Origin of the sequence: Polymorphospora sp. NPDC051019 (assembly GCF_040683055.1) — a bacterium.
In the GTDB taxonomy this organism is placed as follows: Bacteria; Actinomycetota; Actinomycetes; order Mycobacteriales; family Micromonosporaceae; genus Polymorphospora; species Polymorphospora lycopeni.
The window spans coordinates 747605-762345 of the sequence record NZ_JBFBCH010000001.1; the positions used below are offsets into that span (position 1 = coordinate 747605).

Sequence of the window (14741 nt, forward strand, 5' to 3'; positions counted from 1 at the left end):
CGGCTCACCCGGTGGCGGCCGGCAAAACCGATGGCCGGCCACCGCCGCGGCGGTTAGCGTCGCGGCCCGTGCCCCGTACCGTGAACCTGATCCTGGTCGATCCGACCGGCGCGCCGCTCGGTGCCCTCGCCCCGTTCGACGCACCCGACCCGTGGTGGCAGGACGTCGCCGACGTGGTGGCCACCGCCCGCGCCCGGCACCACGTCGAGGTGACCGTGCTGCGGCTGCTCACCGCCGATCGCCCGGCGCCACCCGGCGGCACGGTGACCTACCTGGCCCAGGTCGACACCGCCCCGGACGGACTGCTGCCGGTCCCGGCCGCCACCGATCTGTCCCCGGACCCCCGGCGGGCGCCCTGGGCCGACCCGGGCGGTCCCGACCGTACGCTGCGCTGGGCCATGGACCGGCTGGAGGAACTCGGCCGGGGGGCGTACCGGCCGGTGCAGCGGCGGGCGTGGAACCTGTCGGCGATCTGGCGCCTCGACCCGGCCGGTCCAGACGCCGCCGGTGCGGACCCGGCCGGCGATCCGGTCTGGGTCAAGCAGGTGCCGGGCTTCCTCGCGCACGAGGCGGCGGTGCTGCGCTGGCTGGGCCGGGCGGTGCCACGGCTCGCCCCGGTGCTGCTCGGCGCCGACGGCACCGGCCGGATCCTGCTCGACCATGTGCGCGGCGAGGACCGGTACGGCGCCGGCCCGGCCGAACGCGAGGCGATCGGCGTCGACCACCACGAGATCCAGACCCGGGCGGCCGCCGACGTGGCGGCGCTGGTCGCGGCCGGCGTACCCGACCGGCGGGGCGCGGCCCTGGCGGCGTACGTGCGCCGGGTACTGACCGCGCACGGCGCCGACCTGGCACCGGTGGCGGGCCTGCTCGACGGCCTGGACGAGCGGCTGGCCCGGGTGGCCGACTGCGGCGTCCCGGACACGCTCGTGCACGGTGACCTGCACCCGGGCAACGTCCGCGGCACCGGGACCGGCGGTGCGGGTGGGGCCGGTGGGGCCGCGCGGGTCGTCATCGACTGGGGGGACGCCTTGGTCGGTCACCCCGCCTTCGACGTCCTGCGACTCACCGAACGGACCGATCCGGCGGTCGCCGCCGCGCTGACCCGTTCCTGGGCGGCCCGCTGGCGGGCGAGCGTGCCCGGCTGCGACCCGGAGCGCGCCCTGGACCTGCTGCGGCCGGTCGCGGAACTGCGGATGGCGGCCGTCTACGCGGACTTCCTGGCCCGGATCGAACCCGCCGAACACCCGTTCCACGCCGGCGACGTGCCGGACCATCTCGCCCGGGCGGCCGCGTTACCTCGAAAAGGTGGCGGGAACCCGATCAGTTGACGAAGGAGGCGAGAGATGAGCAGAGCTACGATGCCCACCACCATGTGGCCGGGCGGCGACAACCTGCCCGCCGGTCCGGCCGGCGAGCAACCGGCCATGCCGGGCGCTCACGGCGGGACCGACCTCGGTCGTCCGACGGTCATGCTCGCGGCCTACCCCGACTACGCGTCGGCGCAGCGGGCCGTCGACTTCCTGTCCGACAACAAGTTCCCGGTCCAGGGCACGGCGATCGTCGGCACCGACCTGACGCTGGTCGAGACGGTGCTGGGCCGGATGACCACCGGTCGTGCGGCGCTGGCCGGTGCGGCCACGGGTGCCTGGTTCGGTCTGTTCATCGGCCTGTTGTTCGGCATCTTCGCCACGACCGCGTGGTTGGCGGTGATCGTCACCGCCGTCATCATCGGTGCGGTCTGGGGTGCCATCTTCGGTGCCATCGCCCATGCGATGACCGGCGGCCGCCGCGATTTCACCTCGGCGAGTTCGCTGCGGGCCGGCCGCTACACCGTCGTGGTCGACGCCGACCAGGCCGAGCAGGGCCGGCAGGTGCTGGCCCGGATGAACTGGCAGGCCGAGAACCAGCCGGCGAACCAGGGGCAGCAGCCGGCGAACCAGCAACAACAGCCGGCGCGGGTGCGCTGAGCCCGGATGGCGCGGCCGGCCGGGGGAGCGCCCGGCCGGCCGCGTCGATCATGCGGTTACCGGCCGGTACGTCTTCTCGCCGGCCGGGATCGGGGCCGCCAGGCGGTTCTCCGGCGGCGCCAGCGGGCAGGCCCACCGGTCGTCGTACGCGCAGCTCGGGTTGTAGGCGTAGTTGACGTCGAGGCGTACCCGGCTGCCGGGCAGGACGACCAGGCCGCGGCCGTACGTGCCCTTGACGGTGTCGGTCAGGTAGCGGCCCCCGCCGTACGTCTCCCGTCCGCTCGTGCCGTCGCGCAGCGGCACGAACAGACCGCCGCCGTACGCCTCGATCCACCACAGGGTCAGCGGGCCCCACGGGGTCTCCGCGATGCCGACCCGCCGGTATCGCACGACACCGTCCGGGCCGCCGGTGTCGATGGTCTCGGTGCCGGAGGCGGGGCGCAGCGGCACGTCGACGACCGCGTCCGGGTTGGGCGGGAAGTAGTCCAGCCCGGTGAAGTCGGCCCGCCGGTCGAGCGGGATCGGGGACTGCGGGTGGCCGGCGAACAACGCGTCCCGGGCGGCCCGGAAGCCGGCGAGGTCGAGCCCGCCGAGGTACAGCCGGGCCACCTGCTCGCGCCAGTCCAGCAGGTCGAGGTCGTCCATCAGCCCGGCACCCGCCGGTCGCGCTGCTCCCGCCCGGGTGCGCCGTACGGGTAGTCGGCCACCACCGGGGCGCTCGCCTCGTCGAGCCGTTCGCGTTCCTTCGCGTCCAGGGTCAGCCCGGTGGCGGTCAGGTTGTCCTCCAGTTGGGCGAGGGTACGCGCGCCGAGGATGACCGAGGTCACCGCCGGCCGGTCGACCAGCCAGGCCAGCGCGACGGCGGCCATCGAGACGCCACGTTCGGCGGCGATGTCGCGTACGGTGTCGACCACCCGCCAGGTGCGTTCGTCGCGGTTGCGCGGGTCGTACGCCTCCATGCCGCGTCGCGGGTTCTCGCCCAGCCGGGTGGCGCCGGCCGGCCGGCTGTCCCGGCTGTACTTGCCGGTCAGCCAGCCGCCGCCGAGCGGTGACCAGGGCAGGATGCCGATGCCCTCCTGTTCGCAGACCGGTACGAGTTCGAACTCGACGTCGCGGGCGAGCAGGTTGTACTGCGGCTGCAACGTCACCACCGGTGAGAGGTTGAGGTGGCGACCGATCAGGGCGGCCTTCTGGAGCTGCCAGCCGGTGAAGTTGCTGACGCCGACGTAACGGATCTTGCCGGCGCGGACCGCGTCGTCGAAGAACCGCAGGGTCTCCTCGATCGGGGTCAGCGGGTCCCAGGCGTGTGCCTGGTAGAGGTCGATGGTCTCGACCTCCAGCCGGCGCAGGCTGGCCTCCAGCGCCCGGGTGAGGTGGGTGCGGGACAGGCCGGCGTCGTTGGCGCCGGGCCCCATCGGGAAGCGGCCCTTGGTGGCCAGTACGACCCGGTCGCGGATTCCGGGGCGCTCGGCGAACCACCGCCCGACGATCTGCTCGGACATCCCGGCGGAGTAGACGTCGGCGGTGTCGATGAACGTGCCGCCCCGCTCGACGAACAGGTCGAGCTGCGCGAACGCCTCGTCGTCGTCGGTCTCCGCGCCGAAGGTCATGGTGCCCAGGCAGTAGGTGGACACGACCGTGCCGGTCGTGCCCAGGGTGCGGTAACGCATACCTCGCCTCTCGGTTGGGTTGTGGGCGCCAATCTGTCCGCCCACAGCATTTTGTCCCGACCAGCTTCCGTCGGCGCGGTGTCGTGGCGGAGGGGCTCCAAAGACGCAACGCCCGACGAACATTCTGTTCAGGTTTGGAATTCCCCGCTGACGATGTGACGAAGCTCTTCGTCGGTTGGGTTGTTCAGATTTGAAGGAGTGCTATTCTCGGAGCGTGGTCGAGAGTCTGGACAACACGCAGATGGCCTGCTGGCGGGCCTTCATCGAATCGAGCCAGCGCCTGATCACCCAGCTCGAGGAGGACCTGCGGGCCGACAGCGAACTGAGCCTGCCCGACTACCACGTGCTGGTGCTGCTCTCCGAGGCGCCCCGGCAGCGGTTACGGATGGGCGAACTGGCCAGCCGGCTGGTCTTCTCGCCGAGCCGGCTGACGTACCACGTCTCCACCATGGAGCGGCGCGGCCTGGTCGTGCGGGAGAGCTGTCCCGAGGACCGGCGCGGCAGCCAGGCGGTGCTCACCGCCACCGGACTGCTCGCCCTGCGCGAGGCGGCACCGCACCACCTCGCGTCGGTGCGCCGGCACCTGATGGACGACCTCGACGAGGCCGAGATGGCCTGCCTCACCCGCGTCTTCACCCGGCTCGGCGACCGGCTGACCGCGGCCCGCACCAGCGACTGACCGCGACCCGCCCGAGCGGACCGCGAACCCGGAGCCCGGGGCGCCACCCGCGCCACCGGCTCCACCACCCGAAAGAAGGAAGCCATGCCAGCGATCACCGTGGACGACGTCCTCGTCCTGCCCCGCCTGCCCCGCCTCGACGACGCCGCCACCGCCTTCCGGCCGGTCCGCCGGATCGTCACCGCACCGAGCGGTTTCGAGGGCGAGGGCTTCCCGGTTCGCCGGGCGTTCGCGGGCGTACCCATGCCGGAACTCGACCCCTTCATCCACCTCGACCAGATGGGCGAGGTGGACTACGCGCCGGGCGAGCCGAAGGGCACCCCGTGGCACCCGCACCGCGGCTTCGAGACCGTCACGTACATCATCGACGGGATCTTCGACCACCAGGACTCCAACGGCGGCGGTGGCACCATCACCGACGGCGACACGCAGTGGATGACCGCCGGCTCGGGACTGCTGCACATCGAGGCCCCGCCAGAGCACCTGGTCGTCAGCGGCGGGCTCTTCCACGGCCTGCAGTTGTGGGTCAACCTGCCCCGGGTGGCCAAGATGAACCCGCCCCGCTACCAGGACATCCGGGGCCGTGAGTCGGCGCTGCTGACCACACCAGACGGTGGCGCGCTGCTGCGGGTCATCGCCGGCGAGGTCGACGGCCACCGGGGACCCGGTACGACCCACACCGACATCACCATCACGCACGTGACGGTGCAGCCGGGGGCGCGGGTCGACCTGCCGTGGCGACCGGACTTCAACGCGCTGGTCTACGTGCTGGGCGGCAAGGGTACGGTCGGCACCGACCGGCGGCCGGTGCACACCGGTCAGTTGGCGGTCTACGGGCCCGGCGACGTGCTGACCTTCACCGCCGACCGGGCGCAGGACTCGCACACCCCGGTGCTGGACCTCTACATCATGGGCGGCAAGCCGATCCGTGAGCCGGTGGCCCACTATGGCCCGTTCGTGATGAACACCCGGGCCGAGCTGGTGCAGGCGTTCGAGGACTACCAGGCTGGCAAGCTCGGCGTCATCCCCGCCGCCCGGGTGCCGCACTCCGGCGGCCAGGACCGGCCCTGAGGCCCGGCGGGTCAGGCGGAGATCAGGAACATCCCGGCAACCCCCAGCAGGACCATCACGAGTACGGCGAACAGCAGGCCGCGCTCGGTGTCGAGGGTGTCGGGGCGGGCGGTTTCGGCGGCGTTGATGGTGTCGGTGGTCATTGCGGCTGCTCCTCAGCGTCGCTCCGGTGACATTGACGGTATGAGGACGTCGACGTGGCGGAATCCCGGTTTAGTGCCGCCCGTGCCCACCTGTCGGCAGGTGCGGGCGGCCGCCGGCCGTCCTGCGGGGTGAGGGCGTCGTCGACCTCAGGGGAGCCGCCCGTGCGGACTACGTTCTCGGCGCCGCGGGCGGTGTGACCCGGCCACGGGGTTACCCGGATGGCGCCCGGCGAATCACGCCCGAACCGCCGAATCCCCGCCGCGATCGGCTCCGCCCGCGTGGCCGGCGCGGGCGGCGGCGCCAAACGTGGCGACAGTCTCACCGCGCCGACCGGTCGTCGGTGCCCGGCCGAACGGCCGTCGGGGGCATGTGGCCGCCCGCGCGGCTGCCGGGGCCGCGCCTGTCGCACCGGCCCCGGCAGCCGCGTCTCAGGCCCGCTGGTGGAGCACGGCCGCGGTGATGAGCTGTGTGGATTCCGCCGCGGTGAGGGCGGCGTCACGCAGGTGGTCGAAGGCGAGGACGAACCGCTTGCTCTGCGGCGCCTCGACGTAGATCTGCCCGGCGAGGTTCTCCACGTAGGCGACCTCGGGATAGGGCTCGGGCATCCGGAAGACCTGGAACGAGCCGTCGAACCGGGGCGTGGCGTGGGCACCCGCGGGCAGGACCCGGATCTCGATCCGTGGCCGGGCGGCGAGGGCGACGAGATGGTCGAGCTGGGCCCGCATCAGCTCGGGGTCGCCGAGATCGCGGTGGAGCACGGCGTCGTCGAGCACCACCGAGAGGTTGTTGCCGCCGGCCTCGAAGGCGCGCTGGCTGGCGATGCGGTCGTCGAGCCGGGCGGCCCGGTCGGCGGCCGGGGTGGCCGGCTCCCGCAGCCGCAGCGTGCGCTCGGCGTAGGCCGGGGTCTGGAGCAGGTCGGGCACGAGATGGGTGTGGTAGGCACAGATCACGGCGGCGTGCCCGGTCAGCCAGGTGTGGTTGACGTAGGCGCGCTCGGGGAGCACGTCGGTGAAGTCGACGTCCCACTGGTTGGTGCGCCAGGTGTCCCGGCACAGGCGGAGCAGGCGGGCCCGGGTGCGGCCGTCGAAGACGCCGTATATGTCGAGCAGGGCCGCGACGTCGTGGTGCTTGAACGGCCATTCGGCGCGTTCGTAGCGGGCGAGCGCGGAGTGGTCGCGGCCGAGGTAGTCGGCGGTGGACTTCAGGGTCATCCCCCGCTGGCGGCGCAGCTCGCGCATCTGATGGCCGAGCCACTGGGCGCGCAGGGTGCGTTGGACAGGTTCTTTGAACGGCATCGAACCACCTCTCGGAAAGCACTGTGGATGCGTTGCTCCAAACGCGATGCGTTGAGAGCGTCGCCACTGCGCTATCGACGCCGCCCGTCTTCGCGGGACGAGCGGCGGAGAGGCTTCGCGGGCCTAAATTGCACGATCAGGTGTGTGCTGATCGCCGACTGCAATGGACTGGAACATATGTATCACGGATGCCGCCTACCAGCCCGCACCCGACCCGTACCTCTTCGTCGATCTAGGGCGGTCGGTGTTGAGAAGCGGACGAATCAACCACCTCGCACCGGACACGGTACGCGACGCGGGGACGTGCGGCACGCCGCGCGATCCCTGTCGCGCGGCGTGCCGTTCGGCGGTCAGGCGCAGGGCGTCCCGTTGAGGGCGAAGCCCGTCAGTGCCGGCGTGCCGGCGCCGTTCTGGGTGCCCTGGAAGCCGATGCTGGTCGTGCCCCCGGTCGCCAGGGCTCCGTTCCAGGCGGCGTTGCGCGCCGTCACCTGGTTGCCGGACTGGCTCCACGTCCCGTTCCAGCCGTTGCTGAGCTGTACGCCGGCCCCGGCGGTGAAGGTCAGCGTCCACCCGCTGACCGCCGGGCCCCGGTTGGTCACCCGGATCTCGGCGGTGAAACCACCGGTCCAGGCGTTGGCGGTGTAGGTCACCGCGCAGCCACCGGCCGGCGGCGGGGTGGTCGGCGGGGGAGTGGTCGGCGGCGGGGTCGTGGGCGGCGGCGTCGTCGGGTTCGGGCTGGGCGGCGGCGTGGTCGGCGGCGGGCCGGCGGCGACGGCCAGGTCGTACGCCCGCTGCGGCACGAACTGTCCGGCGGCGGCGATGCAGCCGTCGGCCTCGCCGGGCAGCTTGATCCACAGGAAGGCGTCGATCTTCGCGTCGCCGGTCTGGTTGGTGCTCGGCGTGCCGATCGCCCGGCCGGCCGGGTCGCACCACTCCGAGCCCAGCGGGCCGTTGCCGTTGCGACTGGTGTCGATCACGGCCGTCAGGTGGTTGGCGCCGGTCGCCGCGATCACCGCCTTGACGTAGTTGACGACCTCGCTCGTCGCCCGGTAGTTGGACACGTTGCTGGAGATGCCGTCGGCGCTGTTGGCCACGTCGGCGCCGACGAGCATGCCGGCCATCGCCGAGGGGGAGTGCCAGGCCGAGTGGCCGGCGTCGAAGTAGACCTTCGCCTGCGCCGAGCCGGCCTTGAGCCGCTTGCCGGCGTACGCCATCGAGGCCCGCACCTCGGCCTGCTGGCTGGCGTTCATGCAGGTGCCCATCAGGGCGAGCACGTCGGGTTCCAGGATGATCGTGGCGGGCCGGTTGCCGAGGCCGGCCGCGACCTGGTCGATCCACTGGCGGTAGGAGGCGTGGTTGGGAGCGCCACCGGCGCTGTGGTTGGAGCAGTCGCGGTTCGGGATGTTGTAGACGACCATGATCGGGATCTTGCCCACGGCGGCGGCCGCGCCGACGAACGCGTCGACCTGACCCCGCACGGTGGAGGGGTTGTACTGGGTGAACCAGCGACCCTGCGGCACGTTGGCGATCCGGTCACGGATGACGCCGGCGCGCGAGTCGCCGGGATTGGCCGCGACCCACTGGGCGGCGTTGGTCTGCGGGTCGACGTAGAACACGGACTGCGCGGCCTCGGCCGGCTGCGGCGACAGCAGACCGATGCCGGCCGCGGTGGCCGCGACCACCGCCAGGGCGGCGGTCGCGCCGGCGGCGAGCGCTGATCGGGTGGGCATGCGGTGACCCCCTCGGGTACGGTATCGAGCGTCCTCCATGGAAGCGCTCCCATGACAAGCAACACCGTACGGGGATGTTGCGCTCGTGTGAAGCCCTCGTGTCTGCCTGATTGCCCGCCCGCGTCGCGTGACCCGGCCGGTCCGGAGGGCGTAGGCTCCCGATGAGCCGGGAGGGACGGTTGGGTAACCAGTGATGGCATTTCCGGTCGCGACCGATCCCCGCGGTGAGGACGCCGTGGGCGCAGGCCCCGACGGGAGCGCCGTTGGTACCGGTCCCGACGGGGGCATCACGGTCATTAGCCGCGCCGTCGGCGTACGGGCCCGCGGCTGCCGATGACGGATCGCCCGGTCGTCGCGCCCCCGCGCGGGTCGCAGTGGCACGAGGCGCTGTTCTACACCGGTGACGACGACTACCTCGAGACCACCGTGCCCTTCGTCGAGGCCGGACTCGCGGCCGGCGAGCCCGTGCTGATCGCCGTACCCGCGCCCGGGCTGCACCTGCTGCGCCGGTTCGACGGCGTCGAGGGCGTACGCCTGGTGGACATGGTCGAGGCCGGCCGCAACCCGGCCCGGATCATCCCCGGCGTGCTGCACGCCTTCACCGCCTCGCACCCGGGCCGCCCGGTCCGCGTCGTCGGCGAGCCGATCTGGCCCGGCCGGGCCGCGGCCGACTATCCGCGGTGCGTGCAGCACGAGGCCCTGGTCAACCTCGCGTTCGCCGACCAGCCGGTGCGGATCCTGTGCCCGTACGACGCCGTGCGGCTCGACCTCGACGTGCTGGCCGACGCCGCCAGCACCCACCCGGTGCTGACCCGCGGCGGCGACCGCCGGGCCAGCCTCGGCTACGCCCACCCGGAACGGATCGTCGACGCGTTCAACCGCCCGTTGCCCGAGCCCGGCACGCCGGCGACCGTGCTGGTCTTCGAGGCGGCCGGCCTGTCCGGCGTACGCGGTCTCGTCGTCGCGCTGGCCACCGAGGCCGGGCTGCGTCCCGGCCGGGTGACCGACCTGCGGATCGCGGTCAACGAACTGGCCACCAACGCCGTCGCGAACGCGCCGGGACCGGCCGTCCTGCGGGTGTGGACCGAGCCGGACGGGCTGCTGTGCGAGATCACCGGGTCGAGCGTGCTGACCGACCGGCTCGCCGGCCGCATCCCGCCCCCGCACACCACCGAGCGCGGCCGCGGCCTGCTCCTGGTCAACCTGCTGTGCGACCTGGTCCACGTGCACACGACCGACGACTCGACGACGGTCCGCCTGCTCATGGACCGCTGACCCGGGCCGGCGGCGGCGCGGGCGGCGGTCGTCAGGTGAGAGCCGCGATCGGAGACTCGTCGAGAGCCGTGAGCAGGGCGGCCGGATCGTCGTAGACCGCGACCGCACCGGCCCCGGCCAGCTCCGCCCGGCAGGTGCCGCCGCAGGTCAGCGCCACGCAGGGGATGTCGAGATGCCGGGCCGCGGCCACGTCCCAGACCGAGTCACCGACGAACACCACGCGGCGGGCCGCCAGGCCCGCCTTGTGCAGGGCGGCGACCAGGATGTCCGGGCTGGGCCGGCTCTCCGGCGCGTCGTCGGCGCAGGTCGCCGCCGCCACGGCGTCGTCGGCGGCGAGAGCGGACCGCAGCGCGGTCAGGTCGTCGCCGGACACCGACGAGGCCAGGACCACCCGCAGCCCGCGGTCGGCGCAGGCCCGCAGCAGGTCGGCGGCGCCCGGCAGCGGACACAGCCGGTTCCGGTGCCGGGCGAAGATCTCCCGGTGACCGGCCCGGATCCGGTCGTCGGCACCCCGGTCGCGCTCCGGCCCCAGGACGTGGTCGAGCAGCCGGTCCGAACCCATCCCGACGCCGCGGTGCACCCGCGCCATCGGCGCGTCGAATCCGGCCCGGCCCAGCGCCTCCCACCAGGCGACCGTGTGCAGGTAGGTGGTGTCGACCAGGGTGCCGTCGAGGTCGAAGAGCACTCCGGCCGGGCCGTTCGCGTCCATCCGGTCCCCCTACCCGTCGGCGGCGGGGGTGACTCCTGCCGGACCGCCGGGGATGAGGATCTCGAACCATACGGTGGACCCCCGTACGGTCGGATCGGTGCCCCAGGCATCGCTCAGTTGCTCGATCAGCGACAACCCGCGGCCCCGGCTGCTCAGCCGATCGGTCTGTGTCCTGGTCACCGTGCCCCGCGTGCCCCGGTCGGCGACCGACACCAGCAGCCGTTCCGGGCTCAGGTCGATCTCCACCCGGGCCGAGGTGCCGGCGTGCAGGAGCGCGTTGGTGGTCAGCTCGCTGGTGCACAGCACCGCCGCCGCGACGACCGGCTCCGGCACCGCCCACTCGGTGAGCTGGGCGGTCATCCAGTGCCGTACCCGGCCCGGTGCGGTCGGCTCGGCCGGCACCCGGATACCGGCCGACCGGCTCGGCTTGCTGGCGTGCTCGACGGCCAGAACCGCGACGTCGTCCTCGGTCGGGCCGGGCACCGCACCGGCGGCGACCGCGCACAGGCTGCGCGGGTCGGAGCCACCGGCCGCCGACACTGCGGCGGCGAGGGTGTCGAACCCCTCGGCGAGACCGCGGTCGCGGCGCTCGACGACACCGTCGCTGAACAGCAGCACCGTGTCACCGGGGGCGAAGTCGACGGCGACGGCGGTCCGTCGCCCGCCCAGGCCGAGCGGCGGCCCCGGCGGTACGTCGAGGTATCCGGCGGCCGGCGCCGGCTCCCGCCCGCTGCCCGACCGGCGCAGCAGGGGAGCGGGATGTCCCGCGCTGGCCAGCGTCAGCCGGCCCACCTCGGGGTCGGCGACCCCGTAGGTGACGGTCACGAAGATCTCGTCGCTGCGCATCTCGGCGGCCAGGTTGGCGACCAGCCGGTCCAGGCCGAGCAGGACCGACGCCGGGTCCGGGTCGGTCAGCGCGAGCGCCCGCAACGCGGCGCGTACCTGGCCCATCAGCGCGGCGGCCCGCACGTCGTGCCCGGCGACGTCACCGAGGACGATCGCCAGCTTCCCGCCGGCCAGCGGGAACGCGTCGTAGAAGTCGCCACCGGCGGCGTTGCCGTCGACACCGGCCTCGTAGCGGGCGGCGATCCGGAACCGGGGGATGTCGGGCAGGTGCTCGGGCAGCATGCTGCGTTGGAGGAGTTGCGCGGTGCCGTGCTGGGTCTCGAACCGCCGGGCCCGTTCGGCCGCCTGGGCGACCAGTTCGGCGGTCGCGGCGAGCAGGGCCCGCTCGGCCGGCGGCCACGGATGGGCGGCCTCCAGCCCGAAGGTGAGCGCACCCCGCAGCGACGCGCTGCGCAGCGGCAGTGCGGCCAGCGCGCGTACCTTCTGGTCGTGCCGGTCCAGGGCGGTGCGCCGCAGCGGCTGGCCGTCGCTGCGGAACGTCGCGGTGCCGTCGGAGGCGGCGACGATCAGCGGCGCCGCCGAGTCGCCGGACAGCCGCCGCCACAGCGGGGGGAGCCGCTCGTCGGCCTCGTCGATGACCTCGCCGCGTACCCGGCGGGTGGTCCGCCACCCGCCGCCGTCGTCGACGCCGAAGGACGCCTGGTCGACGTCGAGCGACGACACGGCGTAACGCAGCACCACCCGGGCGACGTCGTCGAGGGTGAGGGTCGCCGACAGCGCCGACGCGAGTTCGCCGAGGTCCTGCAACCGCCGGGTCACCTGGGTCGTCTCGGCGGCGACGGTGAGCACACCGACGATCCGGCCGTGGCTGTCGCGGACCGCCGACAGGCCGCGGGTGAAGACCGCGTGCTCCAGGGTGCCGGCCGCGGCCCGGATCACCGGCAGCGCCGCCTCGGTCTCCAGGAACGGTTCACCGGTGCGACGCACCCGCTCGAAGACGTCACCGACGCCCGGCATCGCCCAGACGTCGGCGTGCACCTCGGGGGCCGGCCGGCCGAACGCCTCGGGATGCTTGACCCCGAGCACCGCCGCGTAGGCGTCGTTGTAGACCAGGGTCAGGTCGTCGCCGTACATCAGTGCCATCGCGACCGGCGACCCGAGCACCAGGTCGACGATGGCGCGTAGCGCGGGATCCCAACCGGACGGGTCGCCGAGCCCGGTCTGCGACCAGGGGCGGGCCGGCCGGGCGTCCGCGTGCGGCCCGCCGGCCGTACGGGCGGCGGGCACGGATACGGGAACCGCGGGTGTGCGCCCTGCCGTGGCTGGCATGGGAGCAGCCTATCCGGCGGAATCGAGTCCGGCCCGATCGGTGGAGACGCCGCAGCTCAGGGAGCGGGTCGAGGCGGATTCACCCGATCGTGGGTCCAGACCTGTCTGCGCTGACTGTTCGGCCGTTGACACCCGAATCCGTTTTGTCGGAAATGCCAGTAACTGATCGTGATTGGCGCGATGATCGGCAGGGTATGGGAACGCCGGAAGGCCATGCGACAGGAGGGGACCAGATGTCCGAGACGATGGCCGCGCGGCAGGTCGACATCGGGGCCGCGCTGACTGACATGTGGCGATCGGTGCTGCTATTCATCCCGAAGGCCATCGCCTTCGTCGCGATCCTGGTGATCGGTTGGATCATCGCGCGCTTCGTTCTCAAGATCGTCGACCGGGTGCTCGAACGCGTCGGCTTCGACCGCGCGGTGGAGCGCGGCGGCATCGGTCGGGCACTGGAGCGCACCAGGTACGACGCCAGCGACATCCTCGCCCGGCTCGCCTACTACGCCGTACTGCTGCTGACCCTGCAACTGGCGTTCGGGGTCTGGGGACCCAACCCGATCAGCGACCTGATCGCCGGCGTGGTCGCCTGGCTGCCCCGTGCCTTCGTCGCGATCGTCATCGTGGTGGTCGCCGCCGCCATCGCCAGCGCCGTCCGCGACCTGATCGCCGGCGCCCTCGGCGGACTGTCGTACGGCCGCCTGCTGGCCAACCTGGCCTCGGCGTTCATCGTCGCGCTCGGCGTGATCGCCGCGCTGAACCAGATCGGCATCGCGACCACGGTCACCACCCCGGTCCTGGTGGCGGTGCTCGCCACCGTCGCCGGCATCCTCATCGTCGGCGTCGGCGGCGGACTGGTGAAGCCGATGCAGCAGCGCTGGGAGGGCTGGCTCGACCGGGCCGCCGCCGAGTCGCAGGTGATCCGGGACAAGGCCGCCGCGTACGCCGCCGGTCAGGAGGACATGCGGCGCCAGATGGCCGACCGGACGCCGGCCCCGGCGGACGCCGACCGTACCCAGGTCATCCCGCAGGGGGCGGGCTCGCCCGCGATGTCCGGCGGGCCGGCCCAGCCGATGGCGGGCAGCCAGCCCGGTGGTCAGCCGATGGCGGGTGGTCAGCCGATGGCCGGTGGTCAGCCGATGACGGGTGAGCAGCCGATGTCCGGTGACGCGACCCGGACCCAGGCGGTGTACCGGTCCGGTAGCGCCACCCCGCCGGGCACCGAACGGCCGGCGGCCATCGACGACACTCAGCGGATCATGCCGCCGGACCGTAGCGACCGGTAACCGCGCCACGAAGGCGGCCCGGCCGGACCCTGCGGTTCGGCCGGGCCGCCTGGTGCGGCCGGTCCGGGCTGCACCCAGCCGAGCTGGGGCTGGGGCTGATCAAGGAATAGTCGTGGCCTGTGCGGGGCGAATTGTCGAATGTATCCCCTTGATCGGCGCGGCCCCTTGATGCGACGCGGCGGCCCGGCCCGGTGCGGCGCCCCGGTGCGGCGCGGTCCGAGTGCGGTGTCGGCACGGCGTGGCGTCGTCCGGATGCGGTGCGGTCTCTGCGGGTGAGGGGCGTGGTGGGGCGGTCGGGTGGCTCAGCCGGCCGGTGGTGTGACGGCGGGGCGGTCGGCGGCGCGGGCCAGGGCGCACACCGCGAGCAGCCTCGTCAGTACCCAGTCCGGGCCGGCGGACCAGTCGACCGGGCCCTGCGGCAGGCGCCAGCCGTGCTGGAGTGCGGCGTCGCGTACCCCTTCGGCGTAGCCGGCGAGCGCGACCGGGGTCAGCGGCCGGCGGTCACCGAGAAGGCTGTCCCGTACGGCCGCCGCGTGCTGGTCGACGCTGGCGAGCAGCCTCGGGTGCGCGGCGGCGGCGGCGAGGCCGGCGACACCGACACTTACCTGCAAATCGGCCAGCACGGAGCGTGCGGAGCGATTCGCGCGGCGTGCGGAAGCGCCGTTGAACAGGGCTGTCATGGAGACCGAGGCTAGTCAACCGGCCAGTCCGTCGACCTCGGTCGGTCGGTGGGGACCGGC

At 73.3% G+C, this 14741-nt stretch carries 14 protein-coding genes; 6 read left to right on the forward strand and 8 right to left on the reverse strand.

The features are described from left to right. Window positions 1-68 precede the first annotated feature (68 nt). The gene (locus AB0M79_RS03295) at window positions 69-1331 is read left to right on the forward strand and encodes a phosphotransferase (RefSeq protein WP_364207326.1); all 1263 of its coding nucleotides are present in this window, start codon (window positions 69-71) and stop codon (window positions 1329-1331) included. A gap of 96 nt (window positions 1332-1427) precedes the next feature. Beyond that, window positions 1428-1970 carry a general stress protein gene (locus AB0M79_RS03300; RefSeq protein ID WP_364207613.1) on the forward strand — a complete coding sequence of 181 codons (543 nt, stop codon included), beginning with the start codon at window positions 1428-1430 and terminating at the stop codon, window positions 1968-1970. Between the two features lie 48 nt (window positions 1971-2018). Here AB0M79_RS03300 and AB0M79_RS03305 read toward each other — a convergent pair whose 3' ends face one another. Both AB0M79_RS03305 and AB0M79_RS03310 read right to left on the reverse strand, forming a co-directional pair. Beyond that, window positions 2019-2615, reverse strand: coding sequence for a DUF1684 domain-containing protein (locus tag AB0M79_RS03305; protein WP_364207328.1), 597 nt, complete (start codon window positions 2613-2615; stop codon window positions 2019-2021). After that, window positions 2615-3640 carry an aldo/keto reductase gene (locus AB0M79_RS03310; RefSeq protein ID WP_364207330.1) on the reverse strand — a complete coding sequence of 342 codons (1026 nt, stop codon included), beginning with the start codon at window positions 3638-3640 and terminating at the stop codon, window positions 2615-2617. Before AB0M79_RS03310 ends, AB0M79_RS03305 begins: the two co-directional genes overlap by 1 nt. 214 nt (window positions 3641-3854) lie before the next feature. Here AB0M79_RS03310 and AB0M79_RS03315 point away from each other — a divergent pair, with 214 nt between their 5' ends. After that, window positions 3855-4319, forward strand: coding sequence for a MarR family transcriptional regulator (locus AB0M79_RS03315; RefSeq protein ID WP_364207332.1), 465 nt, complete (start codon window positions 3855-3857; stop codon window positions 4317-4319). An 84-nt stretch (window positions 4320-4403) separates the two neighbouring features. Continuing rightward, on the forward strand, window positions 4404-5390 hold the full coding sequence (locus AB0M79_RS03320; RefSeq protein ID WP_364207334.1) for a pirin family protein: 987 nt from the start codon (window positions 4404-4406) through the stop codon (window positions 5388-5390). Between the two features lie 11 nt (window positions 5391-5401). Here the strand turns inward: AB0M79_RS03320 and AB0M79_RS03325 are convergent, their stop codons facing one another. The 3 genes from AB0M79_RS03325 to AB0M79_RS03335 form a co-directional block, all read right to left on the reverse strand. Beyond that, window positions 5402-5533, reverse strand: a complete 132-nt coding sequence (locus AB0M79_RS03325) for a hypothetical protein (protein WP_357537875.1) — start codon at window positions 5531-5533, stop codon at window positions 5402-5404. A gap of 429 nt (window positions 5534-5962) precedes the next feature. After that, the gene (locus AB0M79_RS03330) at window positions 5963-6829 is read right to left on the reverse strand and encodes a helix-turn-helix transcriptional regulator (protein WP_364207336.1); all 867 of its coding nucleotides are present in this window, start codon (window positions 6827-6829) and stop codon (window positions 5963-5965) included. A 350-nt stretch (window positions 6830-7179) separates the two neighbouring features. Continuing rightward, complete coding sequence (locus AB0M79_RS03335; protein ID WP_364207338.1) at window positions 7180-8559, reverse strand: glycoside hydrolase family 6 protein; 1380 nt, start codon at window positions 8557-8559, stop codon at window positions 7180-7182. 333 nt (window positions 8560-8892) lie between these two features. Here AB0M79_RS03335 and AB0M79_RS03340 point away from each other — a divergent pair, with 333 nt between their 5' ends. After that, entirely contained in the window at window positions 8893-9834 is a 942-nt protein-coding gene (locus AB0M79_RS03340; protein WP_364207340.1) for a sensor histidine kinase, read from the forward strand. A 31-nt stretch (window positions 9835-9865) separates the two neighbouring features. Here the strand turns inward: AB0M79_RS03340 and AB0M79_RS03345 are convergent, their stop codons facing one another. Continuing rightward, window positions 9866-10543 carry an HAD family hydrolase gene (locus tag AB0M79_RS03345; protein WP_364207342.1) on the reverse strand — a complete coding sequence of 226 codons (678 nt, stop codon included), beginning with the start codon at window positions 10541-10543 and terminating at the stop codon, window positions 9866-9868. A gap of 9 nt (window positions 10544-10552) precedes the next feature. Beyond that, window positions 10553-12718, reverse strand: a complete 2166-nt coding sequence (locus AB0M79_RS03350; RefSeq protein WP_364207344.1) for a SpoIIE family protein phosphatase — start codon at window positions 12716-12718, stop codon at window positions 10553-10555. 233 nt (window positions 12719-12951) lie between these two features. Here AB0M79_RS03350 and AB0M79_RS03355 point away from each other — a divergent pair, with 233 nt between their 5' ends. Beyond that, window positions 12952-14001 carry a hypothetical protein gene (locus AB0M79_RS03355; RefSeq protein ID WP_364207346.1) on the forward strand — a complete coding sequence of 350 codons (1050 nt, stop codon included), beginning with the start codon at window positions 12952-12954 and terminating at the stop codon, window positions 13999-14001. Between the two features lie 302 nt (window positions 14002-14303). Here the strand turns inward: AB0M79_RS03355 and AB0M79_RS03360 are convergent, their stop codons facing one another. Next, window positions 14304-14681 (reverse strand): DUF6401 family natural product biosynthesis protein, encoded by a 378-nt coding sequence (locus AB0M79_RS03360; protein WP_364207348.1) that lies wholly within the window; start codon window positions 14679-14681, stop codon window positions 14304-14306. Window positions 14682-14741: the final 60 nt, after the last annotated feature.